Here is a 24,223-nt window from a genome sequence, read left to right on the forward strand (position 1 = left end):
TCGCCCACGGTTCAGCGGAAATGTCACATCCGGCGTTACGGGCGCGCCGCTTCGTCAATTCCTGGAACCTGTGAGTTCCCTGTGCCATCTAACGTGTTGTCGTTCGCATGACCGGCGGACGTGACAGTTACGAGCGCGGATGGGGACGATATGCGCGACATGAGCCGAAGGAGCCTGCTCGGAGTCGGAATTGGGGCGGCGGCCGCAATCGGAATCGGGGGTTGCGGCACCGACTCGGGTACGCCCGGCAATGCCGGCAAGGACAGCGGCGGCGCCGGGGGCGGGAACAAACCGAGCGCGAAGCCCAGCGAGAAGAGCATCCGGTTGATCGGTGACGGTTCGACCGCCGACACCGGGAAGCAGCCGCACCAGCCGCCGAGCCCCGTACCGCTGGAGCCGGGCGAGACCCCGCCGCAGTTCGTGATCTTCTCCTGGGACGGCGCGGGCGAGGTGGGCAACGGCCTCTTCCCCCGCTTCCTCGACCTCGCCAAGGACCACGGCGCGGCGATGACGTTCTTCCTCTCCGGCATCTATCTGCTGCCGGAGTCGAAGAAGACGCTCTACCGTCCGCCGGGCAACGCCGTCGGCGCCTCCGACATCGGCTATCTCACCGACGCGCACATCAAGGACACGCTGAAGTACATACGCCGGGCGTGGCTCGAAGGGCACGAGATAGGCACGCACTTCAACGGGCACTTCTGCGCCGGCTCGGGCTCGGTCGGCAGCTGGTCGCCGAAGCAGTGGCGCGACGAGACCGAACAGGCCGTGGGATTCGTCACCGAGTGGAAGACGAACAGCGGCTGGAAGGACCTCGACCCGCTGCCGTTCGACTACCGCAAGGAGCTGGTCGGCGGCCGTACGCCGTGCCTGCTCGGCCAGGACAACCTGCTGCCCGTGGCGGGCAGGATGGGCTGGCGCTACGACGCCAGCTCGCCCGGCGGCCGGCAGATGTGGCCGGGGAAGCGGCGGGACATATGGGATCTGCCGTTGCAGGCGGTGCCGTTCCCCGGGCATTCCTTCGAGGTGCTTTCGATGGACTACAACATGCTCGCCAATCAGTCGAAGAATTCGACGCAGGGTGTGCCCGCGAATTATCCGGGCTGGCGCAAACAGGCCACCGAGGCATATCTCTCCGGATTCCGCCGCGCGTACGAGTCGAATCGGGCCCCCTTCTTCATAGGCAATCACTTCGAGGAGTGGAACGGCGGCATATATATGGATGCGGTCGAAGAAGCGATCAAGGGGATGGCCGACAAGAAGGACGTACGGCTCGTCTCCTTCCGGCAGTTCACGGACTGGCTCGACGTCCAGGACCCGGCCGTACTCGGAAAACTCCGCACGCTGGAGGTCGGCCAGGCCCCGGCCGGCGGATGGAACACCTTCCTCAAAGCCGCGTAAGTCTCCGCGACGCCCGGGACGGCGGCCCCGACCGGGCCGCTGACAGGGCGTTCCCCGGGAGCGAGGGGGGCGAAGAAGATCCCCGAATGGCCCATGCGAAACTTTTCACATGAACTTTGGCCTCGGACAGGATTTGGCCCTCCCAAGCCGCTCGAACCGACGCCCACGCGCTGCCGCCACGGCCGCCGTGGCCGCGTCGGTGGCCATGTTGACCCTCGCGGCCTGCGGCGGGGGTGCCACCTCCGGCGGCGGCGGTGACACCAACTTCGTCACCAACACCGGCGGGGTCCAGACCGTCGCCAAGGGCGAGCGCAAGGCGGTCAACAAGATCGCCGGGGAGACGCTCGAAGGAGAACAGCTCGACGTCGCCGACCTCAAGGGCAAGATCGTCGTGCTGAACGTGTGGGGCTCCTGGTGCGCGCCGTGCCGAGCCGAGGCCTCGCACCTCGTGAAGGTCGCCAACGACACCGAGGCCGAGGGCGTCGCCTTCGTCGGGATAAACACCCGCGACACCAACAAGGGCCCGGCCATCGCCTTCGAGAAGGACTACGAGGTCACGTACCCGAGTCTCTACGACCCGGCGGGCAAGCTGCTCGTCAACGGCTTCCCCAAGGGCAGCCTCAACCCGCAGGCCATCCCCTCCACGATCGTGCTGGACCGGGACGGGAAGATCGCGGCCCGCGCCCTGACCGCGCTCGACGACAAGAAGCTGCGCGAGATGATCGACCCGCTGATCGCGGAGAAGTGATCCCGTGGAGGTTCTCGCCGCGGTTCCCGGCATGAATGAGACGGTCTACAGCGGAGCGCTGCTGCTCGCGCTGCCGCTCGCGCTGCTGGGCGGTCTGGTCTCGTTCTTCTCGCCGTGCGTGCTGCCGCTCGTACCCGGCTACCTCTCGTACGTCACCGGCATCAGCGGCACCGATCTGGGCGAGGCGAGGCGCGGGCGGATGGTCGCCGGCGCGGTCCTGTTCATCGTCGGCTTCACCGCCGTGTTCGTGTCCGGCGGCGCGCTGTTCGGCTACTTCGGCAACACCCTCCAGGACCACCGGGCGATCATCTCCCGGGTCCTCGGTGTGCTGATGATCGCGATGGGCGTGTTCTTCATGGGGCTGCTGCCCTGGCTCACGCAGCGCGAATTCCGCATCCACAAGCGGCCGGTGTCGGGTCTGGCCGGTGCTCCGCTGCTGGGCGCGCTGTTCGGGGTCGGCTGGACGCCGTGCATCGGACCGACGCTCACCTCCGTGAACCTGCTGGCGCTCGACCAGGCGAGCGCGGGACGGGGCGCCATACTGACCGTCGCGTACTGCGTCGGGCTCGGCGTCCCGTTCGTCCTCGCCGCCGTCGCGTTCCGTAAGGCGCTGGGGCTGTTCAGCTGGGTCAAGCGCCACTACGTGTGGGTGATGCGCATCGGCGGCGTGATGATGATCGCGACCGGGGTGCTGCTGGTGACCGGCGTGTGGGACAGCATCATGCAAGACATGCAGACGTGGACCAACGGCTTCACGGTGGGGATCTAGTTCCATGAGCAAGACAGAGACGACAGCGGAAACCGCACCCGACGGGTCGGAGGCCGAGACCACACCCGAGGCACGCGATGCCCGCGAACTCGGCGCCGCCGGATCGCAGCTCTCCACGGCCCCCCGTGAGGAGTCCGTCGTCGGCGGCCCCAGCCTCGGCCCGATCGGCTGGATCCGCTGGTTCTGGCGTCAGCTCACCTCCATGCGCGTCGCGCTGATCCTGCTCTTCATGCTGTCGCTCGCCGCCATCCCCGGCTCGCTCATCCCGCAGAACAGCGTGGACGAACTCAAGGTCCAGACGTTCCAGGAGAAGCACGAGACGGTCACACCGATCTACGACAAGCTCCAGCTGTTCGACGTCTACAGCTCGGTGTGGTTCTCGGCGATCTACCTGCTGCTCTTCATCTCACTCATCGGCTGCATCGTCCCGCGCACCTGGCAGTTCGTCGGTCAACTGCGCGGCCGTCCGCCGGGCGCCCCCAAGCGGCTCAACAGGCTCCCCGCGTACACGACATGGCGTACGACGGCCGGGCCGGAGGAGACCCGCGAAGCCGCGCTTACGATGCTCAAGCGGCGGCGCTTCCGCGCGCACACCGCCGGGGACGCGGTCGCCGCCGAGAAGGGCTACCTCCGCGAGACCGGCAACCTGCTCTTCCACATCGCGCTCATCGTGATGCTGGTCGCCTTCGCCACCGGACAGCTCTTCAAGTCCGAGGGCGGCAAGCTGATCATGGAGGGTGACGGGTTCTCCAACACCCTCACCCAGTACGACGACTTCAAGTCCGGCTCGATGTACGACACGGACGACCTGGAGCCGTTCAGCTTCAGTCTCGACAAGTTCGTCGGGACCTTCGAGCGCAACGGACCACAGGTCGGCACGGCCCGTGAGTTCGAGGCCCACGTCAGCTACACGGCGGACGCCGGGGGCAAGGAGCGCAAGGCGGTCATCGAGGTCAACGAACCGCTGGAGGTCAACGGTTCGAAGGTCTATCTGATCGGCCACGGTTACGCCCCCGTCCTCACCGTCCGCGACGGCGCCGGCAAGGTCGTCTTCAAGGGCGCGACCCCGCTCCTGCCGATCGACAACAACATCACCTCGACCGGCGCGATCAAGGTGATGGACGGCTACCGGGACAAGAACGGCAAGAAGCAGCAACTCGGCTTCAACGCGTTCTTCGTGCCGACGTTCGCCGGCAAGGGCAACGGCAACATGTTCTCCCAGTTCCCCGAACTGGACTTCCCCGTGCTGGCGCTCACCGGCTACACGGGCAGCCTCGGCGTCGACTCCGGTCTGCCGCAGAACGTGTACCAGCTCGACACCAGCAAGATGAAGCAGTTCAAGGACGCCGACGGCAACAAGCTCGCACAGCGGTTGCTGCCCGGCGAGACGATGAAGCTGCCGGACGGCGCGGGCTCGGTGACGTTCGAGAAGGACATCAAGGAGTGGGCGACCTTCCAGGTCTCGCAGCAGCCCGGCAACGGGCTCGCCCTCGCCGGCGCGATCGCGGCCGTCCTCGGACTCACCGGTTCGCTCTTCATCCAGCGGCGGCGGATGTGGGTCCGCGCGGTGCGCGGCGCCGACGGGGTCACCGTCGTGGAGATGGCCGGCCTCGGGCGCAGCGAGTCGGCGAAGCTCCCCGAGGAGCTGGGCGATCTGGCCCTGACGCTCAACGCCGAGGCGCCGACGGCACCGGAGCCCGACCCGGACCCGGAGCCCGAGTCCGAAGACGAAGCGCGAGAAGCCGCGGAAGACACATCGGTCACCGCCACCACTACCGGAGAGCCTGTCGAAGGGGCTGAGAAGTGATCCTCGCCGCCACCACCAACGAGAGCCTGGCGAACACCGCCAATGTGCTGGTCTATTCGTCCATGGCCGTCTACACCCTGGCCTTCTTCGCCCACATCGTCGAGTGGGTCGCGGGCAGCCGCAGCAAGGTCGGCCGTACCGCCGCCGCCCTGACCGGCGCCCGCCGGGCCGCCTCCGCCACGGTCGAGGTGCGCACGGCGGAGAAGGAGCAGGGCGGCGGCACCGCCGTCCTGGAGCGCCCGAGGGTCGTCACGCGCTCGGCGGCCGGACGGCGTGACGTACCCGACGGCCCCGGCGCCGCGGGCGGCACCGAGAAGGGCGATCTGTACGGGCGCATCGCCGTCGCCCTGACCGCGCTCGGCTTCCTGATCGAGGCGGCGGGTGTCGTCAGCCGCGCGATGGCCGTGCAGCGCGCCCCGTGGGGCAACATGTACGAGTTCTCCACCACCTTCTCCACGGTGGCGGTCGGCTCGTACCTCGCCTTCCTCCTCGCGAAGAAGAACATCCGCTGGATCGGACTGCCGCTGGTCACCACGGTGCTGCTCAACCTGGGCGTCGCGACGACCGTCCTCTACACCGACAGCGACCAACTCGTCCCGGCCCTGCACTCGTACTGGCTCTGGATCCACGTCTCCACCGCGATCTTCTGCGGTGCGGTCTTCTATCTCGGCGCCGTGGGCACGGTCTTCTACCTGCTGCGTGACGTGTACGAGTCCAAGATCGCCCGCGGCGTCACCGTCGGCCGCGCGTGGTCCTCCGTCATGGAGCGGCTGCCGGCCGCCGCCACGCTCGACAAGTTCTCCTACCGCGTCAACGCCGCCGTCTTCCCGCTCTGGACCTTCACGATCATCGCGGGCGCGATCTGGGCCGGGGACGCCTGGGGCCGCTACTGGGGCTGGGACCCCAAGGAGGTCTGGTCCTTCATCACGTGGGTGGCCTACGCCGCCTACCTGCACGCTCGCGCCACGGCGGGCTGGAAGGGCCGCAAGGCGGCGACGCTGGCCCTGGTCGCCTTCGGCTGCTGGCTGTTCAACTACTACGGCGTGAACATCTTCGTCACCGGAAAGCACTCCTACGCGGGCGTGTGACCACGCAGAACGACAACAGCGGCGCGCCCCCCGGTGGTCCGGGGGGCGCGCCGCTGTCGTGAGCGACGGGGCGCGGCGTGGTGGCCCGCGGTCTCAGTCCGCGGTCTCAGCTCGCGGGCGGGACGTCGTCGGCGCTGCCGCCCTTCTCGCGGCGCTCGATCTCGGCCTCACGGCGCCGCAGATCGGCCTCGCGCCGCTCCAACTCGGCCGCCGCGTCAGCGTCCTCGGCCGGCTTCGTCCCGTCCTTCGCGGCTTCCCCGGTGTCGCCCTTGCCGCCTTTGCCGTTCTTCTCAAGGGACTTGAGGAAGTCGGGGTTGTCGTCGGGCGCCACCCACCCGCCTCGGCGGCCCGCCGAGCCCGCACCGGCCGTGGGCTTCCTGCCCACGATCAGCCAGGCGATCGAGCCGACCAGCGGGAAGAGCAGCACCAGGATGGCCCAGATGGGCTTGGGAATGTGGCGGACGTCCTTCTCGTCGGTGGTGATGCAGTCGATGAACGCGTAGATGCTGAGAGCCAGCGGCACCAGAATCATCAGCACCCGAAGCATGGCGGTCCCCCTGGGAATGGAGATCGAGTACGGAGCGGTGGCCCCGGTTACAGGTCCAGGGTAGCGAGTGCAGATTGGGCCGGTGTCTCTCCCCGACCAGTCCGCGAGCGAGGGAGTTCTTGCCTGCCTGTGGGTAAATTTGACCGGTTCACCAGTTCAGTCACCGGGAGCCACTGTGCCGCGTCTCAAATACGAGCAGATCGCCGAGTCTCTACGCGTCAGGATCGCGGACGGAGAGTTCGCTCCTGGCGATCTCCTGCCCTCAGGACGTGATCTGTGCGAGCAGTGGTCCGTGTCGCGTGCAACGGTCATCAAAGCGATGGACGTCCTGCGCGGGAAGCCCCTGGCGGAACCCGCTGGGGGAGGATGCCACACTGGATCGCATGGCTTACGACGATCTTCGCTCTCTGCTCCGGGCGCTGGAGCGCGACGGTGACCTCAAGCGCATCAAGGCCGAGGTCGATCCGTATCTGGAAGTCGGTGAGATCGTCGACCGGGTGAACAAGGCCGGCGGTCCCGCGCTTCTCTTCGAGAACGTCAAGGGCTCCGACCTGCCCCTGGCGATGAACGTGTACGGGACGGACCGCCGGCTGCTCAAGGCGCTGGGGCTCAAGGCGTACACGGACATCGGCGAGAAGATCGGCGGGCTGCTCAAGCCCGAACTGCCGCAGGGTTTCGTGGGTGTGCGCGAGGCGTTCGGGAAGCTCGGCACGATGACGCACGTGCCGCCGAAGAAGGTGAAGCCCGGCAGCGCACCCGTGCAGGAGGTCGTCCTCACCGGCGACGACGTCGATCTGGACCGGCTGCCCGCGCTCTTCACCTGGCCCGAGGACGGCGGTTCCTTCTTCAACCTCGGTCTGACGCACACCAAGCACCCGGAGACCGGCGTCCGTAACCTCGGGCTCTACCGGCTCCAGCGCCACGACAAGCGCACCATCGGGATGCACTGGCAGATCCACAAGGACAGCGCCAACCACTACCAGGTCGCCGCCAGGCGCGGTGAACGGCTGCCGGTCGCGATCGCCTTCGGCTGCCCGCCCGCCGTGACGTACGCCTCCACCGCCCCGCTGCCCGGTGACATCGACGAGTACCTCTTCGCGGGCTTCGTCCAGGGCAAGCGGATCGAGATGGTCGACTGCCGTACGGTGCCGCTCCAGGTGCCCGCCAACGCCGAGGTCGTCATCGAGGGCTGGCTGGAGCCGGGTGAGATGCTGCCGGAGGGGCCGTTCGGCGACCACACCGGCTTCTACACACCGCAGGAGCCGTTCCCCGCGCTGACCATCGACTGCGTGACGATGCGCGAGCGTCCCCTGCTCCAGTCGATCGTGGTCGGCCGGCCGCCGACGGAGGACGGGCCGCTCGGGCGTGCGACGGAACGGTTCTTCCTGCCGCTGCTCAAGATCATCGTGCCCGACATCGTGGACTACCACCTGCCCGAGTCGGGCGGCTTCCACAACTGCGCGATCGTCGCGATCGACAAGAAGTACCCGAAGCACGCGCAGAAGGTGATGCACGCCATCTGGGGCGCGCACATGATGTCCCTCACCAAACTGATCGTCGTCGTCGACGCCGACTGCGACGTCCACAATCTGCACGAGGTGTCCTGGCGGGCGCTGGGCAACACCGACTACTCGCGGGACCTGACGGTCGTGGAGGGCCCGGTCGACCACCTCGACCACTCCTCGTACCAGCAGTTCTGGGGTGGCAAGGCCGGTATCGACGCCACGCGCAAACTCCCCGAGGAGGGGTACACGCGGGACGGCGGCTGGCCGGAGATGGTCGAGTCCGACCCGGAGACCGCGGACCGGGTGACGAAGCGCTGGAGGGAGTACGGCCTGTGAGCGGTGCCGCAGAGGGAGCCGACCGACTCGTCGGGCAGGGACGACAAGGCCGGCCCGGACCCGCGCCGTCCGCCAGCAGGACGCGGGCGTTCCTGCGGCTCGTGATGATCGAGCACTCGGTCTTCGCGCTGCCGTTCGCCTACATCGCCTCGCTGACGGCCATGTTCCAGCTCGACAAGAACATCCACTGGGGCCGGCTGCTGCTCGTCACGGTCGCGATGGTGGGCCTGCGGACCTTCGCGATGGCCTGCAACCGGATCATCGACCGCGAGATCGACGCCCGTAACCCCCGTACCGCGAACCGGGAGTTGGTGACCGGCGCGGTCTCGGTGCGCTCCGCCTGGACGGGCGCGCTCGTCGCGCTCGTGGTGTTCCTCGGCGCCGCCGCGCTGCTGAACCCGCTCTGTCTGGTGCTCGCTCCCGTCGCCGTGGTCCCGATGGTCGTCTATCCGTACGGGAAGCGCTTCACGAACTTCCCGCACGCCATCCTCGGCCTCGCCCAGGCGATGGGCCCGGTCGGCGCCTGGATCGCCGTCACCGGCGAGTGGTCCTGGGACGCGGTGATCCTCGGTCTCGCCGTCGGCATCTGGATCGGCGGCTTCGACCTGATCTTCGGCACCCAGGACGTCGAGGCGGACCGGGCGCACGGCGTGAAGTCCGTCCCGGCGCGCTTCGGCATCCCCGCCGCTCTGTACGGCGCACGGGTCTCACACGCCGTGACCACCGCCCTGCTGGTCTGGTACGCGCTGGCGACCGACGCGGGTCTGTTCTTCTGGATCGGCCTGCTGATCGTCGCCGCCGCGTTCCTCTACGAGCACCAGGTCGTGAAGCCGAACGATCTCTCCCGGCTCAACCGGGCCTTCTTCACCGTGAACGGCTTCATCGGGATGGCGCTCTTCATCTGCGCGCTGCTCGATCTGCTCGTACGCGGCCTGACGGCCTGACGGGCCAGGAAGCGCCCGGACCCCGGGCGGCCCGGCGGGTCAGGACATGAGCGCGCCCGCCGGGCGCTCAGGGCCTCTCTTTCGGATCTTGCCGGGCTCGCGGGCTCTCGCACGCACGTTCGCCGCGTTGTCGTCGGTCGGCATGGCTCCGTCACGCCTCCCTCCTCCGCCTTGCGATCGCACGCACCAGAGCCCGCTCACTTATCCGGCCCTATCCAAAAGAGAGGCCCTGGGACGGCGGAACATGAACGCCGCCAGAACGCCGCCGACCAGTCCGAAGAGATGGCCCTGCCAGCTCACGGAGGGATTCGTCGGCAGCACGCCCCACAGCGCGGAGCCGTACATCACCAGGACCAGCAGACCCACCACGATGTCCACCGCGCTGCGGTTCACGAAACCGCGGACCAGCAGATAGCCGAGCAGCCCGAAGACCACGCCCGATGCGCCCGCCGTCACCGAGTTGTCCGCCGCCGTGAGCCAGACGCCCAGGCCGCCGACGACCATGATCGTGAGGACCACGCGCAGGAAGCGGCCTATGCCGCTGAGCGCCGCGAGGAAGCCGAGCACGAGCAGCGGCACCGCGTTCGACGCCAGATGGTCGAAGCCGTGGTGCAGGAAGGCCATCGGGATGACGTCGCGCAGCTCGCCCAGATCCCGCGGGCTCAGTCCGTACGTCCCCAGCGCGCCCGTCGAGGTGTCCACGGCCTCCAGGACCCAGAGCAGCGCGACCCAGCCCAGCATGAGACCGGCCGCCGCCTTGATACGGCGCACCGCGGTCCTGTCGATGGATGAATCCGGCATCTCGCCCCCCAGCGGTTCTCGCGTTCCCACCCCTGGAACGCGCGAGGCACCGTCCCCGGTTCCTGCTTCCTGGCGCCGGATAGGGTCGGACGCGTGAAACCCGGATCGGACCACGAGGACCACGAGGGCCGCGAGCACGAGCGCAGCGGCGAGCGGCCCACGGTGCGGCCCCGGCGGCCGTGGGTCGTCGGAGTCTCCGGCGCGTCGGGGACCCCGTACGCGGCGGCCGTGCTGCGCGGGCTGCTCGACGCGGGCGAGAGCGTCGACCTGATCGTCAGCCGCGCCTCCCGGCTCACGCTGCTCGACGAGACGGGGATCTCCTTCCGGGACGCGCACTGGCGGGACGATCTGCGGACGTGGCTGGCCCGGGGCGCCGACGGGAAGCCGGACACCTTCACCCCCGACGTGTCGGACGTACGGCACTGGCCCGCCGGTGATCTGGCGGCCGGGCCGTCCTCGGGGTCGTATCCGGTCAGGGGGATGCTGATCGTTCCCGCCTCCACGGCCTGTGTGGCGGGCGTCGCGCTCGGGCTGTCGAAGGATTTGCTGCAACGCGCGGCGAGCGTCACGCTCAAGGAGCGCCGCCGGCTGGTGGTCGCCGTCCGGGAGACCCCCTTGGGCGGACAGACCCTGAAGCACCTGGTGACCCTGGACGAGGCGGGCGCCGTGGTGCTGCCCGCGTCCCCGGGCTTCTACGCGGGGGCGACGCACATCCAGGACCTGGTGGACTTCGTCGCCGGGCGGGTGCTGGACGCGGCCGGGGTGCCGCACCGGCTCTACCGCCGCTGGGAAGGGGAACTGGGCGCTGTCCGGGGCGGCCCCCGTACGGGCCCCGAGCCGGGGCCGGACTCCGGAGCGAGCTAGCCCGAGTGGTCCCTCACATCGCCGCACTGCCTTAGATTGCATACATCAACTTGCGAGATTGCTGAACAATGGAAGGCTTCAGGCATATGGACGCCGTGGATAGGCAGCTCATCCAGGCCCTCAGGGAGAACGGCAGAGCTTCGTACGCCGAACTCGGCCGGCTCGTCGGGCTCTCCGGACCCAGCGTCACCGACCGCATCAACCGGCTGGAGGCCGCGGGCGTCATCATCGGCTACCGCGCCACCGTCGACTCCGCCTCGCTGGGCCTCGGTGTCACCGCGCTGATCGGCATCTCGCTCTCCGACGCCGCCGACCACGAGGACGTCGCGCACCGATTGCGTGGTCTGAGCGAGATCGAGGACTGCTGGTTCATCGCGGGCGACGACTCGTACATGCTCAAGGTCCGCGCCGGGGACGTCGACGGTCTGGAGAAGACGATCCGCCGCCTCGGCAGTACGAAGGGCGTTTCGCGGACGCGTACGACCATCGTGCTCTCGACCAAGTGGGAGAACCGGGTCGGCGAACTTCCCGACGAGGTGTAGGCGTACGGTTGGTGGGGTCTGATAACCGGGCGTTCGGCGGACATATGACACACACAGTGGGAGGCGCCGCATGACTGCATCTGTCATGGATGTGGGGCTCAAGCGCGAGTTGGAGGAGAAAGTCAGGGCGGGTGAGCGGCTGACCCGTGAGGACGGGATCGCCCTCTACGAGTCGGACGATCTGGCCTGGCTCGGCGGTCTCGCGCACGAGGTGCGGACGCGCAAGAACGGTGACGTCGTCCACTTCAACGTCAACCGTCACCTCAACATGACGAACGTGTGCACCGCGTCGTGCGCGTACTGCTCGTTCCAGCGCAAGCCGGGCGAGAAGGACGCGTACACGATGCGCATCGAGGAGGCGGTCCGCCTCGCCACGGAGATGCGCGGCGAGAGCCTCACCGAGCTGCACATCGTCAACGGGCTCCACCCGACGCTTCCTTGGCGCTACTACCCGCGCTCGCTGAAGGCTCTCAAGGAGGCGCTGCCGGAGGTCTCGCTGAAGGCGTTCACCGCCACCGAGATTCACCACTTCGAGACGATCTCCGGGTTGACGGCCAGTGAGATCCTCGACGAGCTGATCGACGCGGGTCTCGAATCGCTGACGGGCGGTGGCGCCGAGATCTTCGACTGGGAGATCAGGCAGCACATCGTCGACCACCGCACGCACTGGGAGGACTGGTCGCGCATCCACCGGCTCGCGCACGAGAAGGGTCTCAAGACCCCGTGCACGATGCTGTACGGCCACATCGAGGAGCCCAGGCACCGGGTCGACCACGTACTGCGGCTGCGTGAACTCCAGGACGAGACCGGCGGTTTCCAGGTCTTCATCCCGCTGCGCTACCAGCACGACTTCGTGGACATGCAGGACGGCAAGATCCGCAACCGCCTCCAGGCGCGTACGACGATGGCCACCGGCGCCGAGGCGCTGAAGACGTTCGCCGTCTCCCGGCTGCTGTTCGACAACGTCCCGCACGTCAAGGTCTTCTGGGTGATGCACGGCGTGCAGACCGCCCAACTCGCGCTCCAGCACGGAGCCGACGACATGGACGGCTCGGTCGTCGAGTACAAGATCACGCACGACGCGGACAACTACGGCACGCCGAACAAGCTCGGCCGTGACGATCTGCTCGACCTGATCCGCGACGCCGGGTTCCGGCCCGTCGAGCGCAACACGCGCTACGAGATCATCCGGGAGTACCCGGGCCCCGACGCGGACCGCCGCGAGTCGCCGCAGCCGATGCGGCTCTGAGGCCGCAGGCGCCTTCCCGTTGAGCGGCCCCAGCTCTCTGAGCTGGGGCTTCTCGCGTTCTGGAACGGGCTTGAGCACCGAATGAGTAATGGCTACAGTGAGCGAATGCCGCTTACATTCACCCTGGATCCACCCGTTGACGCGGCCCTGCGCGACGGCATTCGGACGCTCTGGACGGACGTCTCCGACGCGGGCGGCGCTGTCGGTTTCGTGCCGCCGGTGAATCCGGACGACGTACGGGCGGAGCTGGTCAGGCACTTCGTGTCGATGGCCGAGGGGCGGACCCGACTGCTCATCGGGCATGACGGTGCGGGCGCCGTGGCGGCCACGGCCTTTCTCACGTACAACACCCACCGGCTGATGCGGCACTGGGTCTGGCTCTACACGGTGATGGTCCACCCGCGCCACCAGGGCAAGGGGTACGGCCGCGGCCTGATGCACGCGGCGGCCGACGCCGCCCGCGGCCTCGACGGCGTCGAGGCGATACGGCTCACCTGCCGGGGCGGTACGGGCGCGGACGCCTTCTACGCGTCGTGCGGCTACAAGGAGGTCGGGCGCGTGCCGGACGCGATACGGGTTGCGCCCGGCGACGACCGCGACGACATCACGATGCTGCTGACGCTGCACTGAGCCAACCCCCCGATATGGGACGCCGGGCGGCGTGCTTCACTGGTCGTCGTACGTCGCCACGAGGAGCACGAGGAGAGAGGGCCGCCGTGACCGCCGCCAGAACGAGCGCCACGATCCGCTACACCGCGATGCGTCTGGGCATCTTCGTCGGAAGCTTCGTGGTTGTCGCCGCCCTGGTCCAGTTCGGCGTGCTGCCCAAGGGCCTCGGGGACTCCAACTTCGTCTGGGTGCTGCTGCTCGCGCTCGTCGTCTCCGCGCCGCTCAGCTTCATCCTGCTCCGCAAGCAGCGCGACGAGATGTCCGCGCAGCTCGTCGGCAAGGTCGACAGCGCCAAGGCCAGGCTCGAGGCGAACCGCGCGCAGGAGGACGGCGCGGTCCAGTAGGGCGCCCGGCGATCCCGTGCGGCGCGCGGCCCGTCCCGTACGACGCCTGGTCCGTCCCGTGTGACGCCGGTCTGTCCCGTATAAGCGGCGCGTATGCTTCGTCACGCCCGCACACCGAACCAGCACGCCCCAGCCGCTTCCGGGCTGGGGCATCGGTGTTTCCGGGGGCAGTTGGCACCTCCGGACCTCAAAGCAGACCTTTGAGTATCCATAAGTCCCGGTGTTAATGTACTGGGCATGAAGACATCAGTGCGCCATCATGCCGCGAGCGTGCCGCTCGTGGCGCGCCTGCATGTCGACCTCTGCCGCTGCATGTCCGCGGTGTGTAGCGGCTCGCTCTGATCCGGGCCCGCTTCATGCGGCGGCGCCACTTCTGACGCACGGGCGCCGCACCCCCCAGTTCCACCCCCTCGTCCCCGTACCGCCGTATGCCCAACTGGAGTGTGTCCGTGTCCGCGAATTCCGAGCCCGCCACCACCGGCAAGGCCGGCAAGGCCGACAAGCCGGCCGGTTCAGGCCCAGGTCTCTGTCTGCCCAAGGTCCCGTTCTGGGCCCAGATCGTCGCCGGTCTCGTCCTCGGCGTCCTGCTCGGCTGGCTCGCCCGCAGCCAGGACATCTCGTGGCTCTACACCACGCTGGACAAGATAGGCAGCATCTTCGTCCAGCTCCTGAAGCTGGCCGTCGCCCCGCTGGTCTTCTTCGCGATCCTGGTGTCGATCACCAACCTCCGCAAGGTCAACAACGCCGCCAGGCTGGCCTCGCGCACACTGCTCTGGTTCATGATCACATCGCTGATCGCTGATCGCTGATCGCTGATCGCTGATCGCTGATCGCTGATCGCCGTCGCCATCGGCATCGCGATCGGCCTGATCACCAACCCGGGCTCCGGCACCGGCCTCACCCCGAAGGACGGCGCCAAGCCGGAGGGTTCGGGCTCCTGGATCGACTTCCTCACCGGCATCGTGCCGACGGACGTGATCTCCCCGTTCACCGAGCTCAACGTCCTCCAGATCGTCTTTCTGGCCGCCGTCGCCGGTATCGCCGCCCTCAAGCTCGGCGACCGTGCCGCCCCGATCCTCGCGCTCAGCGAGTCGGTGCTCGAACTGCTCCAGAAGGCGCTGTGGTGGGTCATCCGCCTCGCCCCGCTCGGCACCGTCGGCCTCATCGGCTACGCCATCGCGGACTACGGCTGGGACCTCATCGGTGACTACGCGACCTTCACCGCCGACGTCTACATCGGCTGCGCCCTGGTGCTCTTCGGCGTCTACCCGCTGCTGCTCGCCACGGTCGCCAAGGTGAGCCCGCTCCAGTTCTTCAAGGGCGCCTGGCCCGCGATCCAGCTCGCTTTCGTCTCCCGCTCCTCTGCCCGTCACCGTGCGGGTGACCGCGCGGCTCGGCGTGCCGAAGGAGTACACGAGCTTCGCCGTCCCGTTCGGCGCCACCACCAAGATGGACGGCTGCGCAGCGATCTACCCGGCGCTGGCGGCGATCTTCATCGCGGAGATCTTCAACGTCCAGCTCGGCATCCAGGACTACCTGCTGATCGCCTTCGTGTCGGTGGTCGGCTCGGCGGCCACGGCCGGCCTCACGGGCGCGACGGTCATGCTGACCCTCACCCTCTCCACGCTGGGTCTGCCCCTGGAGGGCGTGGGCCTGCTGATCGCCATCGACCCGATCCTGGACATGATGCGTACGGCGACGAACGTCGCGGGACAAGCGCTCGTGCCGGTCATCGTCGCGTCCCGCGAGAAGATCCTGGACCACGACAAGTACAACTCGGCGTCGGCGTCCCCGATCGACGAGCCCGACGAGTCGGACGTGGACAGCCGCGAGACCGCGGTCCCGGTCCCCGCGTGACGCGTTAGCTGATTTCCCCTCACCACCTGGCGGTGCCGCCGGCCGGGGGTACCTTCGTGTCGGCCGGGTGGCGGCGCTGAACGTAGTCTTGATCCGGTTCGGGGCGTGGGGTGGGAGGAAGAGCAAGTGGGTTCGGCAGGCGCGGGGAAGAGTAGGCGGATGCCGCGCGAGGTGCGCGAGCGGGAGATGTTGGACGCCGCGGTGGTGACGTTCGGGCAGCGCGGTTACCGCTCCGCCTCGATGGACGAGATCGCCGAACTGGCCGGTGTCTCCAAACCGTTGGTGTATCTGTATCTGAACTCCAAGGAGGAGCTGTTCACCGCGTGCATCCGCCGTGAGGCCGACGCGCTTCTCACGGCCGTGCGCGCCGGTGTCGTGGAGCCCGGGCTCGCGCCCGACGAGCAACTGTGGTCGGGGCTCACCGCGTTCTTCGCGCACACCGCGGAGAACCCGGACGCCTGGTCGGTGCTGCACCGGCAGGCCCGTACGCACGGGGAGCCCTTCGCCGCCGAAGTGACCCGGATGCGGGAGGAGTTGGTCTCCTTCGTGACGGGCCTGCTCCGCGACGCGGCCCGCGCGACGCCCGCACCGCCCGATCTGGCCGACCTCGGCGACCGGGACGTCGTCGGGATCGCCCAGGCGCTCGTCGGCGCCGCCGAGGCGCTGGCCGGATGGGCGAACGAGACACCGGACGTCTCGGCCAAGGAGGCCGCCTCGACGCTGATGAACTTCGCCTGGACCGGGCTGGGGAGACTCATGGACGGCGAACGCTGGCCCAGGTGAAGCCTCTTGGGCCGGCACCGGGCCGGTGAGGGGGAGTCAGCCGGAGTGCAGGACCCGGAAGCGGCCGGGCTCCGCCGGATCCCGGTCCACGACCTGGACCGGCGTCCAGGCCCACTGCCAGACGCTGATGCCCGGCGTGCGGGAGAACTGGATCTGCCCTCGGGTGCCCTCGACCGCGACACGCGGCCAGGCGTCGGCGACGCGGGTCCGGTCCGCGCCGTGGGCGCGCAGCACGTCGGCGAGTACGGCGACCGTGTCGTAGCCCTCGAAGGCGACGAAGGAGGGTGCTGCGGCCAGCCGCTCGCGCAGGGCCGCACCGACGCGTACGCCGAGTGGGGTGAGGCGCTCGGGCAGATAGCGCAGGAACGGGATCGCGGCGCCGTCCCCGCCCAGCGACGCCGCCCATCCGGCGAACTCCGGCTGTCCGGCGGGAGCACCGATCAAAACATCGGCGAGGCGCGGGTCGCGGCGGACGGACCGGACGATCGGCACCGCCGGATCCGGCTGGCCGACCAGTAGGAGCAGGGCCGTCGCGCCGCCGGCGGCGAGTTCGTCGCACAGGGCTGCGGGGGTGAGCGAGCTCATGTCGAGTTCGGCGACGGCGCCGCCGCGCGGAGCGAGGTACTCCCGCAGGATGCGGGTGCCGGACGCCCAGTAGGCACTCGGCTGGGTCGCCACGGCGATTCGGCTGTGGCCCGCGCCCAGGAGGAAGTCCGCGTAGATCTGCCAGCCCTGGGACTGCGGCGGTGCGAGGCGCGCCACCCAGCGCGTCGGCTGTTCGGTGAGCGCGTCGAGAACGGCCGACGAGCAGAGGAACGGCAGGCCGTGGGCGTCGGCCCCGGCGGCGGCGGCGCGAGCGACGACGCTGTGGTATTCGCCGGCCAGAGCGGTCACGCCCAGGCCCGCCAACTCGTCCACGGCCGCCGCGGCCTTCTCCGGATCCGCCGCGGTGTCCCGGACCACCAGCTCAAGTGGTCTTCCGTCGATCCCGCCGGCGTCATTGACCTCGCGAACGGCCAAATCGAGCCCGGCGAGGAGGTGTTGGCCCGCCTCCACCCAGCCCGGCCGGGTGAGCGGGACGAGAGCGCCGATCCTGACGGACGAACCGTCGGTCCGCTCCGCTCCGGGCGACGGTGGTGGCGTGTTCATGCGTGGGCGTCTCCCGTGTGGCGGTGCGCGTTCGGCTCGCCGCGGCGGGGCGCACCTCGTCGGCCATGGACCCTCGCGGACATTGCATCGCCCACCTCCGCGACCAGGCAACCGATTATCGCTGTCTTGATTTCGCGACCCGCTCCGGATTTACTCTGCCCGGACCGGAGTCTCCCGCTCCGCGCAGAGATGAGGGAACACCGCGTGTCCGCAGACGTGCCCGCCGATGGCGTGGGCTTCCCGGCGCGGCCCACGTCGCCGGGCCCCGCGCACGCCGAGCCCGAGAAGCTGTGGGTGGACGGAGTCGTACGGCAGGTCTGGCTGCCGCCCCTCGTACCGGCCGTCCCGGACGGGTCCCTCGCAGACATCCCCTTCGACAACGCACGCGACGCTCCGGACGAGGCCGTCCTGAGCCGGAAGCAGGCGGACGGCCGCTGGCGGGACGTCACCTCCTCCGCCTTCGCCGACGAGGTCCGTGCCGTCGCGAAGGGGCTGATCGCCGTGGGGCTGCGGCCCGGCGACCGGCTCGCGATCATGGCCCGTACGACCTACGAGTGGACGCTGATCGACTTCGCGGCCTGGGCCGCCGGTCTGGTCACCGTCCCGGTCTACCCCACCTCCTCCGCCTTCCAGACCCGCTGGATCCTCCAGGACTCCGGCGCGGTCGCCTGCGCGGTGGAGAGCGCCGAGCAGGCGCGGCTGATCAGCCGCGAGCGCAGGCAGCTGCCGGACCTGGCCCACCTCTGGACCTTCGACACCGGGGCCGTCGGGTCACTGCGCGCGGCGGGCGCCGACGTCCCCGACGCGGAGCTGGACGCGCGGCGGGCCGCCCTCTCGCCCGGGTCCCTCGCGACCCTCGTCTACACCTCCGGCACCACGGGAAGCCCCAAGGGCTGTGTCCTGACACACGCCAACTTCTTCGCGGAGGTGGACAACTGCATCGAACTGCTCCACCCCGTCTTCAAGTCGGTGAGCGAGGAGCCCGCCTCCACGCTGCTCTTCCTGCCGCTCTCCCATGTCTTCGGACGCATGGTCGCGGTGGGGTGTCTGCGCGCGCGTGTGCGGCTCGGACACGCGCCGTCGCTGCGCACCGGCGATCTCATCGCCGATCTGGCGGGCTTCCGGCCGACGTTCCTGCTGGCCGTGCCGTACGTCCTGGAGAAGGTCTTCAACACCGGTCGCGCGACGGCCGAGACGATGGGCCGCGCCTCGTCGTTCGACCGGGCCGCGAGGATCGCCCGCGCGTACGGGACGGCCGTCGAGGCCGCGTCCGCCGGTACGGGTCCCGGGCCCTCGCTGCCCCTGAGAGCCGCCCGCGCGCTGTACGACCCGCTGGTCTACCGGCGGATACGGGCCGCCCTCGGCGGCAAGGTCGTGCAGGCCATCTGCGGCGGCTCGCCGCTGGGGCGACCGCTCGCCGCGTTCTACGCGGGTGCGGGGATCACGGTCTTCGAGGGGTACGGCCTGACGGAGACCACGGCCGCCGCCACGGTGACGCCGCCGCTCAAGCCGCGCCTGGGCACGGTCGGCTGGCCGCTGCCCGGCACCTCCGTACGGATAGCCGACGACGGCGAGGTGCTGCTGAGCGGCGGTCAACTCTTCGCCGGGTACTGGGACATGGAACGCGGCGAGCCCGTACCGGCCCTGGACGAGGGCTGGTTCGCGACGGGGGACCTGGGCGCGCTGGACGTTGACGGCTATCTCACGATCACCGGCCGCAAGAAGGACATCATCATCACGTCGGCCGGCAAGAACGTGGCCCCGGCCCCGCTGGAGGACTGGCTGCGCGCCCACCCGCTGATCGGCCAGTGTCTGGTGCTCGGTGACAACCGCCCCTATGTCACGGCGCTGATCACCCTTGAGGCGGACGGGCTCGCCCACTGGTGCCAGATGAGGAAGAAGCAGCATCTGACGGGGGAGGAGCTGGTCGCGGACGAGGATCTGCTCGCCGCGCTGCAACGTGCGGTCGACGAGGCCAACCGGCTGGTGTCCAGGGCGGAGTCGATCCGCCGCTTCCGGGTGCTGACGGAGTCCTTCACCGAGGAGAGCGGGCATCTGACGCCGTCGCTGAAGGTGAAGCGGCCGGCGGTGGTGGCGGACTTCGCGGCGCAGATCGAGGAGCTGTACGGGTAGTTGGGCGGGGCGGCTGTGGACGCGTGACTCCCGGACAAGGCAGGAGCCCTGCTCCCCGCACTGGACATGCGGGGACAGGGCTCCTTGGTACTGCTTGTTTTTCCGTGCGCGATCTACTGACCCAGGGCAACTAGGCCGGGGTTACGTTCTCCGCCTGCGGGCCCTTGGGGCCCTGGGTGACGTCGAAGTTCACGACCTGGTTCTCCTCGAGGGAGCGGAAGCCGGTCGCGTTGATCGCGGAGTAGTGGACGAAGACATCCGGGCCGCCGCCGTCCTGGGCGATGAAGCCGAAGCCCTTTTCAGCGTTGAACCACTTGACGGTTCCGGTAGCCATAAGCCCTCCTTGGGCCAAAGGGTTGCCCTGCTCCAGAACCTGCAAACAAGTCTGAAAACTACAAAAGCCTGCGGGTCACATTCTCCGCAGGCTCTGTACTGCAAGGGAAACCAAACTGCAACTTGCGGCGAGCCTAGCACGCGGCTCAGGGCCAGCGGTAGGGGGAAAGATCACCCAAAGATCACCTCACCCGGACGTTTGACGAGGGTCCCGACGGGCTGACGCGATGAGCCCCCCGATGTGGTCCCTGACGTGCGACGGAGACTCGCCCGAGTACTCTCCCCGCCGCCCCCGTGCGCCCCCACGCGCCCCGCAGGTCTAGCCTCGCGGTGTGGACAGCTCCTCTGAAAGCACAGCAATCCTCGACCAGGGCCCGAGCGATCACCGCCGCGTCCGGCCGCGCGTCGGGCACATCCAGTTCCTGAACTGCCTGCCCCTTTACTGGGGCCTCGGCAGAACAGGAGCCCTCTTCGATCTTGAGCTGACGAAGGACACCCCGGAGAAGCTCAGCGAGCGGCTCGTGCGCGGAGATCTCGATATCGGTCCCGTCACCGTGGTCGAATTCCTCCGCAATGCCGAGGACCTCGTCGCATTCCCCGATCTCGCCGTCGGCTGCGACGGCCCCGTGATGTCCTGCCTGATCGTTTCGCAGGTGCCGCTCGAAGAACTCGACGGGGCACGGGTCGCCCTCGGCTCGACCTCGCGGACCGCCGTACGGCTCGCGCAGCTCCTGCTCGCCGAGAAGTACGAGGTCACGCCCGACTACTACACGTGCCCGCCCGACCTCGGTCTGATGATGCAGGAGGCGGACGCGGCCGTACTGATCGGCGACGCGGCCCTGCGCGCCTCGCTGCACGACGCGCCCCGTCTCGGGCTCCAGGTCCACGACCTCGGGCAGATGTGGAAGGACTGGACGGGGCTGCCGTTCGTCTTCGCGGTGTGGGCGGCACGCAAGGACTACCTGGCGCGTGAGCCGGAGACCGTGCGCGATGTGCACCGGGCGTTCCTCGCTTCGCGCGACGTGTCGCTGGAGGAGGTCACCAAGGTCGCCGAGCAGGCGGCGCGCTGGGAGACCTTCGACGCGGAGCTGCTGGAGCGCTACTTCACCACGCTCGACTTCCGCTTCGGTCCCGACCAGCTCGCGGGGGTACGGGAGTTCGCCCGCCGTACCGGACCCACGACCGGCTATCCCGCCGACCCCCGGGTCGAGTTGCTCCCCTCCTGAGAAGGTGGGGGGACACAGAACGGGGAGGGGACGGGATGCAGCCGCTCGACGCGGACGGGCCCCGCACCATCGGCGCGTACCGGCTGCTCGGCAGACTCGGTGCCGGCGGCATGGGCCGCGTCTATCTGGCCAGGTCCGAGGGCGGCCGTACGGTCGCCGTGAAGGTCATCCATCCGCATCTCGCGCTGAGTGAGGAGTTCCGGGCCCGGTTCCGCCGTGAGGTGGCGGCGGCCCGCCGGGTCGGCGGGGCGTGGACGGCGCCGGTGCTCGACGCCGACCCGGAGGCGCAGACACCGTGGGTGGCCACCGGCTATGTGGCGGGCCCGTCGCTGACGCAGGCGGTCGCCACCTACGGCCCGCTGCCCGAGCGGACGGTACGGGCGCTGGGAGCCGGGCTCGCCGAGGCGCTGGGCGCGGTCCACGAGCTGGGTCTGGTCCACCGTGACGTCAAACCGTCGAACGTCCTGCTGGCCCTCGACGGCCCCCGGCTCATCGACTTCGGCATAGCGCGCGCCACGGACGGCACCGCCTCGCTCACCTCCACCGGCGTCTCCGTCGGCTCACCCGGCTACATGTCGCCCGAGCAGATCCTCGGCAAGGGCGTCACGGGCGCGGCCGACGTGTTCTCGCTGGGGGCGGTGCTCGCGTACGCCACGGCCGGTGCGAGCCCCTTCCCCGGCGACTCCTCCGCCGCGCTCCTCTACAAGGTGGTCCACGAGGAGCCCGAACTCGACTCGCTGGAAGGTGAGTTGAGGGAGCTGGTCGCTCACTGCCTGGCCAAGGACCCCGCCGCGCGCCCCGCGCCCGCCGAGGTCGCCGCGCTGCTCGCACCCGGCGGGGCGGCCCCGCTGGTGGACGCGGGCTGGCTGCCGGACCCGCTCGTACGGGAGGTCAGCCGGACGGCCGTCCAACTGCTGGACCTGGAGACCGCGCGGCCCGCACCGAGCGCTTCCGGACCGGCGGTGCACTGGCCCACACCCCCGCCGCCCGACACGCCCCCGCAGTCGGCAGGACATGTGCCGACCGCCGGGCATACGTCCGCCGCCGGACATCCGCCCACCGCCGCGAACCCGGTACCGGTCGCCGCCGGATCGGCGCCCCCGCCGGGGGAGTTCGGGGCGCCGACGTACCCGGACGCGCTCGCGCACCCGGGCGGCCCGGCAGGACCCCGTGCGGCCGACGGCCGCCCCGAGGACGCCCGGGACACCCGGGACCCCCGGATGTCCCTGTCGGTCACCGCCGGCCGGGCCGGGCCCGGCCGCCGAGGGGTGAGCTGCACGGTCGCCCTCGCGGTGGCGGGAGCGCTGGCCGCGGTCACGCTGGGCGGGACGCTGCTCATCGACCAGTTCTCGGACAACAAGACGTCCGACTCCGCCGATCAGGGCCCTGCGGCCACCGGCCCGAGCGCGTCGGCGACGCGCGACGCCGCCACCGGGCCGCTCACCGCCGTACCGAAGGAGTTCGTCGGCACCTGGAAGGGGCCGACGACCGAGGAGAAGGGGCTGCCGCACGGCGACTACACGGTCGAGATCACCGCGGGCGAGAAGGGCGAGAAGGTGCTCCGCTCGACGAGCTTCCTCTCGCTCCTCGGCGTGGAGGCGAAGTGCCACGGGGTGGGCACGCTGGTGTCCGCCACCGCGAAGGAGATCAAGGTCGAGGAGTCCACGGATCCCGACCGGCCCGGCAGCGCGGGGATGTGCACGACCACGCAGGCCGCGGAGCTGACGTTCACACTCACCGGGGACGGCGATCTGCGGTTCGCCTCGCGGGAGGAGGAGGCGGGCAACCCGACCGGGACGCTGAGGAAGCAGTAGCCACCCAGGCGCTGCCCCGGGGCCCGCGAGCCCGGCAACCGGTCCGCCCGTACCCCTGGCGTACGCTGGATCGGACCGTAGATCCACTGATACACCGCCGAAAGGTGACGCCCCGGTGACCGAGAAGGCCGACCAGCAGTCTGTCCTCGACCGCGCTGCCGAGGGTGGCCGGATCACCCCCGAAGAGGCGCTCGACCTCTACCGTTCGGCCCCACTCCACGCGCTCGGCGCCGCCGCCGACCGTGCGCGCCGCCGCCGTTACGCCGGCACGGAGCACATCGCCACGTACATCATCGAGCGGAACATCAACTACACGAACGTCTGCGTGACGGCGTGCAAGTTCTGCGCCTTCTACGCGGCCCCCAAGGACACCGACAAGGGCTGGACCCGAGACCTCGACGACATCCTGCGCCGCTGCGCGGAGACCGTCGAACTCGGCGGCACCCAGATCATGTTCCAGGGCGGTCACCACCCCGACTACGGGGTGGAGTACTACGAGAAGCACTTCGCCGCCATCAAGGCCGCGTTCCCGCAGCTCGTCATCCACTCCCTGGGCGCCTCCGAGATCGAGCACATGGCCCGGCTCTCGGACGTCTCGGTGGAGGACGCGATCCGCCGGATCCACGCGGCGGGCCTCGACTCGTTCGCGGGCGCGGGCGCCGAACTGCTGCCGGCCCGGCCGCGCAAGGCGATCGCGCCGCTGAAGGAGTCCGGCGAGCGGTGGCTGGAGATCATGGAGACCGCGCACGGTCTCGGTGTCGAGTCGACGTCCACGATGCTCATGGGCACCGGGGAGACGAACGCCGAGCGCATCGAGCACCTGCGGATGATCCGCGACGTACAGGACCGGACGGGCGGCTTCCGGGCGTTCATCCCCTACACCTACCAGCCCGAGAACAACAAGCTGAAGGGGCGGACGCAGGCGACGCTCTTCGAGTACCTGCGGATGATCGCCATCGCCCGGATCTTCCTCGACAACGTCGCCCATATCCAGGGCTCCTGGCTGACCACGGGCAAGGAGGTCGGCCAACTGTCCCTGCACTACGGCGCGGACGACCTCGGCTCGATCATGCTGGAGGAGAACGTGGTCTCCTCGGCGGGGGCGAAGCACCGCTCCAACCGGCTGGAGATCATCGACCTGATCCGCAAGTCGGGCCGGGTCCCGGCGCAGCGCGCCACGACGTACGAGCACCTCGTCGTGCACGACGACCCGGCGCTCGACCCGGTCGATGAGCGCGTCGTCTCGCACATCTCCTCCACGGCGATCGCGGGCGGCACGGCGCACCCGGAGCTCAAGCTGCTCGACGCCAACTGATC

The 24,223-nt window shown here is 69.5% G+C and carries 21 protein-coding genes and 2 pseudogenes; 19 read left to right on the plus strand and 4 right to left on the minus strand.

What is annotated here, in order from left to right:
• The first annotated feature begins 150 nt into the window (after positions 1-150).
• The 5 genes from SSPS47_RS20000 to ccsB all read left to right on the plus strand — a co-directional run bounded on the left by SSPS47_RS20000 (position 151) and on the right by ccsB (position 5,810).
• The gene (locus tag SSPS47_RS20000; protein WP_164252251.1) at positions 151-1,398 is read left to right on the plus strand and encodes a hypothetical protein; all 1,248 of its coding nucleotides are present in this window, start codon (positions 151-153) and stop codon (positions 1,396-1,398) included.
• A gap of 205 nt (positions 1,399-1,603) precedes the next feature.
• The gene (locus tag SSPS47_RS20005; protein ID WP_239065298.1) at positions 1,604-2,146 is read left to right on the plus strand and encodes a TlpA disulfide reductase family protein; all 543 of its coding nucleotides are present in this window, start codon (positions 1,604-1,606) and stop codon (positions 2,144-2,146) included.
• 31 nt (positions 2,147-2,177) lie between these two features.
• A complete protein-coding gene (locus tag SSPS47_RS20010) occupies positions 2,178-2,915 on the plus strand; it encodes a cytochrome c biogenesis CcdA family protein (RefSeq protein WP_164252252.1) in 738 nt (245 codons plus the stop codon).
• Positions 2,916-2,919: 4 nt separating this feature from the next.
• Positions 2,920-4,722 (plus strand): cytochrome c biogenesis protein ResB, encoded by a 1,803-nt coding sequence (locus tag SSPS47_RS20015; protein ID WP_164252253.1) that lies wholly within the window; start codon positions 2,920-2,922, stop codon positions 4,720-4,722.
• On the plus strand, positions 4,719-5,810 hold the full coding sequence (ccsB, locus tag SSPS47_RS20020) for a c-type cytochrome biogenesis protein CcsB (RefSeq protein WP_164252254.1): 1,092 nt from the start codon (positions 4,719-4,721) through the stop codon (positions 5,808-5,810). Before SSPS47_RS20015 ends, ccsB begins: the two co-directional genes overlap by 4 nt.
• 106 nt (positions 5,811-5,916) lie before the next feature.
• Here ccsB and SSPS47_RS20025 read toward each other — a convergent pair whose 3' ends face one another.
• Positions 5,917-6,357, minus strand: coding sequence for a PLD nuclease N-terminal domain-containing protein (locus SSPS47_RS20025; protein ID WP_164252255.1), 441 nt, complete (start codon positions 6,355-6,357; stop codon positions 5,917-5,919).
• A 175-nt stretch (positions 6,358-6,532) separates the two neighbouring features.
• Between SSPS47_RS20025 and SSPS47_RS20030 the strand changes: the two are divergent.
• The 3 genes and pseudogenes from SSPS47_RS20030 to mqnP form a co-directional block, all read left to right on the plus strand.
• A pseudogene (locus SSPS47_RS20030) lies at positions 6,533-6,709 on the plus strand (GntR family transcriptional regulator); the annotation flags it as partial.
• Between the two features lie 31 nt (positions 6,710-6,740).
• The gene (locus SSPS47_RS20035) at positions 6,741-8,198 is read left to right on the plus strand and encodes a menaquinone biosynthesis decarboxylase (protein ID WP_164252256.1); all 1,458 of its coding nucleotides are present in this window, start codon (positions 6,741-6,743) and stop codon (positions 8,196-8,198) included.
• Positions 8,195-9,142 (plus strand): menaquinone biosynthesis prenyltransferase MqnP, encoded by a 948-nt coding sequence (gene mqnP / locus SSPS47_RS20040; RefSeq protein ID WP_164252257.1) that lies wholly within the window; start codon positions 8,195-8,197, stop codon positions 9,140-9,142. Before SSPS47_RS20035 ends, mqnP begins: the two co-directional genes overlap by 4 nt.
• Before the next feature lie 201 nt (positions 9,143-9,343).
• Here mqnP and SSPS47_RS20045 read toward each other — a convergent pair whose 3' ends face one another.
• Positions 9,344-9,943 (minus strand): rhomboid family intramembrane serine protease, encoded by a 600-nt coding sequence (locus tag SSPS47_RS20045; protein ID WP_164252258.1) that lies wholly within the window; start codon positions 9,941-9,943, stop codon positions 9,344-9,346.
• 162 nt (positions 9,944-10,105) lie between these two features.
• Between SSPS47_RS20045 and SSPS47_RS20050 the strand changes: the two genes are divergently transcribed.
• The 7 genes and pseudogenes from SSPS47_RS20050 to SSPS47_RS20080 all read left to right on the plus strand — a co-directional run bounded on the left by SSPS47_RS20050 (position 10,106) and on the right by SSPS47_RS20080 (position 16,251).
• Positions 10,106-10,807, plus strand: coding sequence for a UbiX family flavin prenyltransferase (locus SSPS47_RS20050; protein ID WP_164254755.1), 702 nt, complete (start codon positions 10,106-10,108; stop codon positions 10,805-10,807).
• A gap of 86 nt (positions 10,808-10,893) precedes the next feature.
• Positions 10,894-11,349 (plus strand): Lrp/AsnC family transcriptional regulator, encoded by a 456-nt coding sequence (locus SSPS47_RS20055; protein WP_078075642.1) that lies wholly within the window; start codon positions 10,894-10,896, stop codon positions 11,347-11,349.
• An 85-nt stretch (positions 11,350-11,434) separates the two neighbouring features.
• Complete coding sequence (gene mqnE, locus SSPS47_RS20060; protein WP_147874539.1) at positions 11,435-12,598, plus strand: aminofutalosine synthase MqnE; 1,164 nt, start codon at positions 11,435-11,437, stop codon at positions 12,596-12,598.
• A gap of 105 nt (positions 12,599-12,703) precedes the next feature.
• Positions 12,704-13,228 carry a GNAT family N-acetyltransferase gene (locus SSPS47_RS20065; RefSeq protein WP_164252259.1) on the plus strand — a complete coding sequence of 175 codons (525 nt, stop codon included), beginning with the start codon at positions 12,704-12,706 and terminating at the stop codon, positions 13,226-13,228.
• Positions 13,229-13,314: 86 nt separating this feature from the next.
• The gene (locus tag SSPS47_RS20070) at positions 13,315-13,611 is read left to right on the plus strand and encodes a DUF4229 domain-containing protein (protein WP_239064988.1); all 297 of its coding nucleotides are present in this window, start codon (positions 13,315-13,317) and stop codon (positions 13,609-13,611) included.
• Positions 13,612-14,060: 449 nt separating this feature from the next.
• Positions 14,061-15,468: pseudogene (locus SSPS47_RS20075) on the plus strand (dicarboxylate/amino acid:cation symporter).
• A gap of 159 nt (positions 15,469-15,627) precedes the next feature.
• The gene (locus SSPS47_RS20080; protein ID WP_164252261.1) at positions 15,628-16,251 is read left to right on the plus strand and encodes a TetR/AcrR family transcriptional regulator; all 624 of its coding nucleotides are present in this window, start codon (positions 15,628-15,630) and stop codon (positions 16,249-16,251) included.
• Between the two features lie 36 nt (positions 16,252-16,287).
• Here SSPS47_RS20080 and SSPS47_RS20085 read toward each other — a convergent pair whose 3' ends face one another.
• The gene (locus tag SSPS47_RS20085) at positions 16,288-17,400 is read right to left on the minus strand and encodes an ABC transporter substrate-binding protein (protein WP_164252262.1); all 1,113 of its coding nucleotides are present in this window, start codon (positions 17,398-17,400) and stop codon (positions 16,288-16,290) included.
• A 294-nt stretch (positions 17,401-17,694) separates the two neighbouring features.
• Between SSPS47_RS20085 and SSPS47_RS20090 the strand changes: the two genes are divergently transcribed.
• Positions 17,695-19,533 carry a long-chain fatty acid--CoA ligase gene (locus SSPS47_RS20090; protein ID WP_239065300.1) on the plus strand — a complete coding sequence of 613 codons (1,839 nt, stop codon included), beginning with the start codon at positions 17,695-17,697 and terminating at the stop codon, positions 19,531-19,533.
• Between the two features lie 130 nt (positions 19,534-19,663).
• Here the strand turns inward: SSPS47_RS20090 and SSPS47_RS20095 are convergent, their stop codons facing one another.
• Positions 19,664-19,867 carry a cold-shock protein gene (locus SSPS47_RS20095; protein WP_017948713.1) on the minus strand — a complete coding sequence of 68 codons (204 nt, stop codon included), beginning with the start codon at positions 19,865-19,867 and terminating at the stop codon, positions 19,664-19,666.
• A gap of 358 nt (positions 19,868-20,225) precedes the next feature.
• On the opposite strand from SSPS47_RS20095, the gene SSPS47_RS20100 reads away from it, so the two are divergent.
• From SSPS47_RS20100 to mqnC, 3 genes are all read left to right on the plus strand, one after another.
• Entirely contained in the window at positions 20,226-21,092 is an 867-nt protein-coding gene (locus SSPS47_RS20100) for a menaquinone biosynthesis protein (RefSeq protein WP_147874537.1), read from the plus strand.
• A 35-nt stretch (positions 21,093-21,127) separates the two neighbouring features.
• Positions 21,128-22,906, plus strand: a complete 1,779-nt coding sequence (locus tag SSPS47_RS20105; RefSeq protein WP_164252264.1) for a serine/threonine-protein kinase — start codon at positions 21,128-21,130, stop codon at positions 22,904-22,906.
• Between the two features lie 115 nt (positions 22,907-23,021).
• The gene (mqnC, locus tag SSPS47_RS20110; RefSeq protein ID WP_147874423.1) at positions 23,022-24,221 is read left to right on the plus strand and encodes a cyclic dehypoxanthinyl futalosine synthase; all 1,200 of its coding nucleotides are present in this window, start codon (positions 23,022-23,024) and stop codon (positions 24,219-24,221) included.
• The last annotated feature ends 2 nt before the right edge of the window (positions 24,222-24,223 follow it).

The sequence above is a fragment of the Streptomyces sp. S4.7 genome (assembly GCF_010384365.1).
In the GTDB taxonomy this organism is placed as follows: domain Bacteria; phylum Actinomycetota; class Actinomycetes; order Streptomycetales; family Streptomycetaceae; genus Streptomyces.

Coding starts and splice junctions, on each gene's coding strand:
- SSPS47_RS20045 (WP_164252258.1), bottom strand. CDS start 9,943: ATGCCGGATTCATCCATCGACAGGACCGCGGTGCGCCGTATCAAGGCG.
- SSPS47_RS20055 (WP_078075642.1), top strand. CDS start 10,894: ATGGACGCCGTGGATAGGCAGCTCATCCAGGCCCTCAGGGAGAACGGC.
- SSPS47_RS20005 (WP_239065298.1), top strand. CDS start 1,604: ATGTTGACCCTCGCGGCCTGCGGCGGGGGTGCCACCTCCGGCGGCGGC.
- SSPS47_RS20105 (WP_164252264.1), top strand. CDS start 21,128: ATGCAGCCGCTCGACGCGGACGGGCCCCGCACCATCGGCGCGTACCGG.
- SSPS47_RS20010 (WP_164252252.1), top strand. CDS start 2,178: ATGAATGAGACGGTCTACAGCGGAGCGCTGCTGCTCGCGCTGCCGCTC.
- SSPS47_RS20085 (WP_164252262.1), bottom strand. CDS start 17,400: ATGAACACGCCACCACCGTCGCCCGGAGCGGAGCGGACCGACGGTTCG.
- SSPS47_RS20095 (WP_017948713.1), bottom strand. CDS start 19,867: ATGGCTACCGGAACCGTCAAGTGGTTCAACGCTGAAAAGGGCTTCGGC.
- SSPS47_RS20025 (WP_164252255.1), bottom strand. CDS start 6,357: ATGCTTCGGGTGCTGATGATTCTGGTGCCGCTGGCTCTCAGCATCTAC.
- SSPS47_RS20000 (WP_164252251.1), top strand. CDS start 151: ATGCGCGACATGAGCCGAAGGAGCCTGCTCGGAGTCGGAATTGGGGCG.
- SSPS47_RS20015 (WP_164252253.1), top strand. CDS start 2,920: ATGAGCAAGACAGAGACGACAGCGGAAACCGCACCCGACGGGTCGGAG.
- SSPS47_RS20065 (WP_164252259.1), top strand. CDS start 12,704: ATGCCGCTTACATTCACCCTGGATCCACCCGTTGACGCGGCCCTGCGC.
- mqnE (WP_147874539.1), top strand. CDS start 11,435: ATGGATGTGGGGCTCAAGCGCGAGTTGGAGGAGAAAGTCAGGGCGGGT.
- SSPS47_RS20035 (WP_164252256.1), top strand. CDS start 6,741: ATGGCTTACGACGATCTTCGCTCTCTGCTCCGGGCGCTGGAGCGCGAC.
- SSPS47_RS20080 (WP_164252261.1), top strand. CDS start 15,628: ATGCCGCGCGAGGTGCGCGAGCGGGAGATGTTGGACGCCGCGGTGGTG.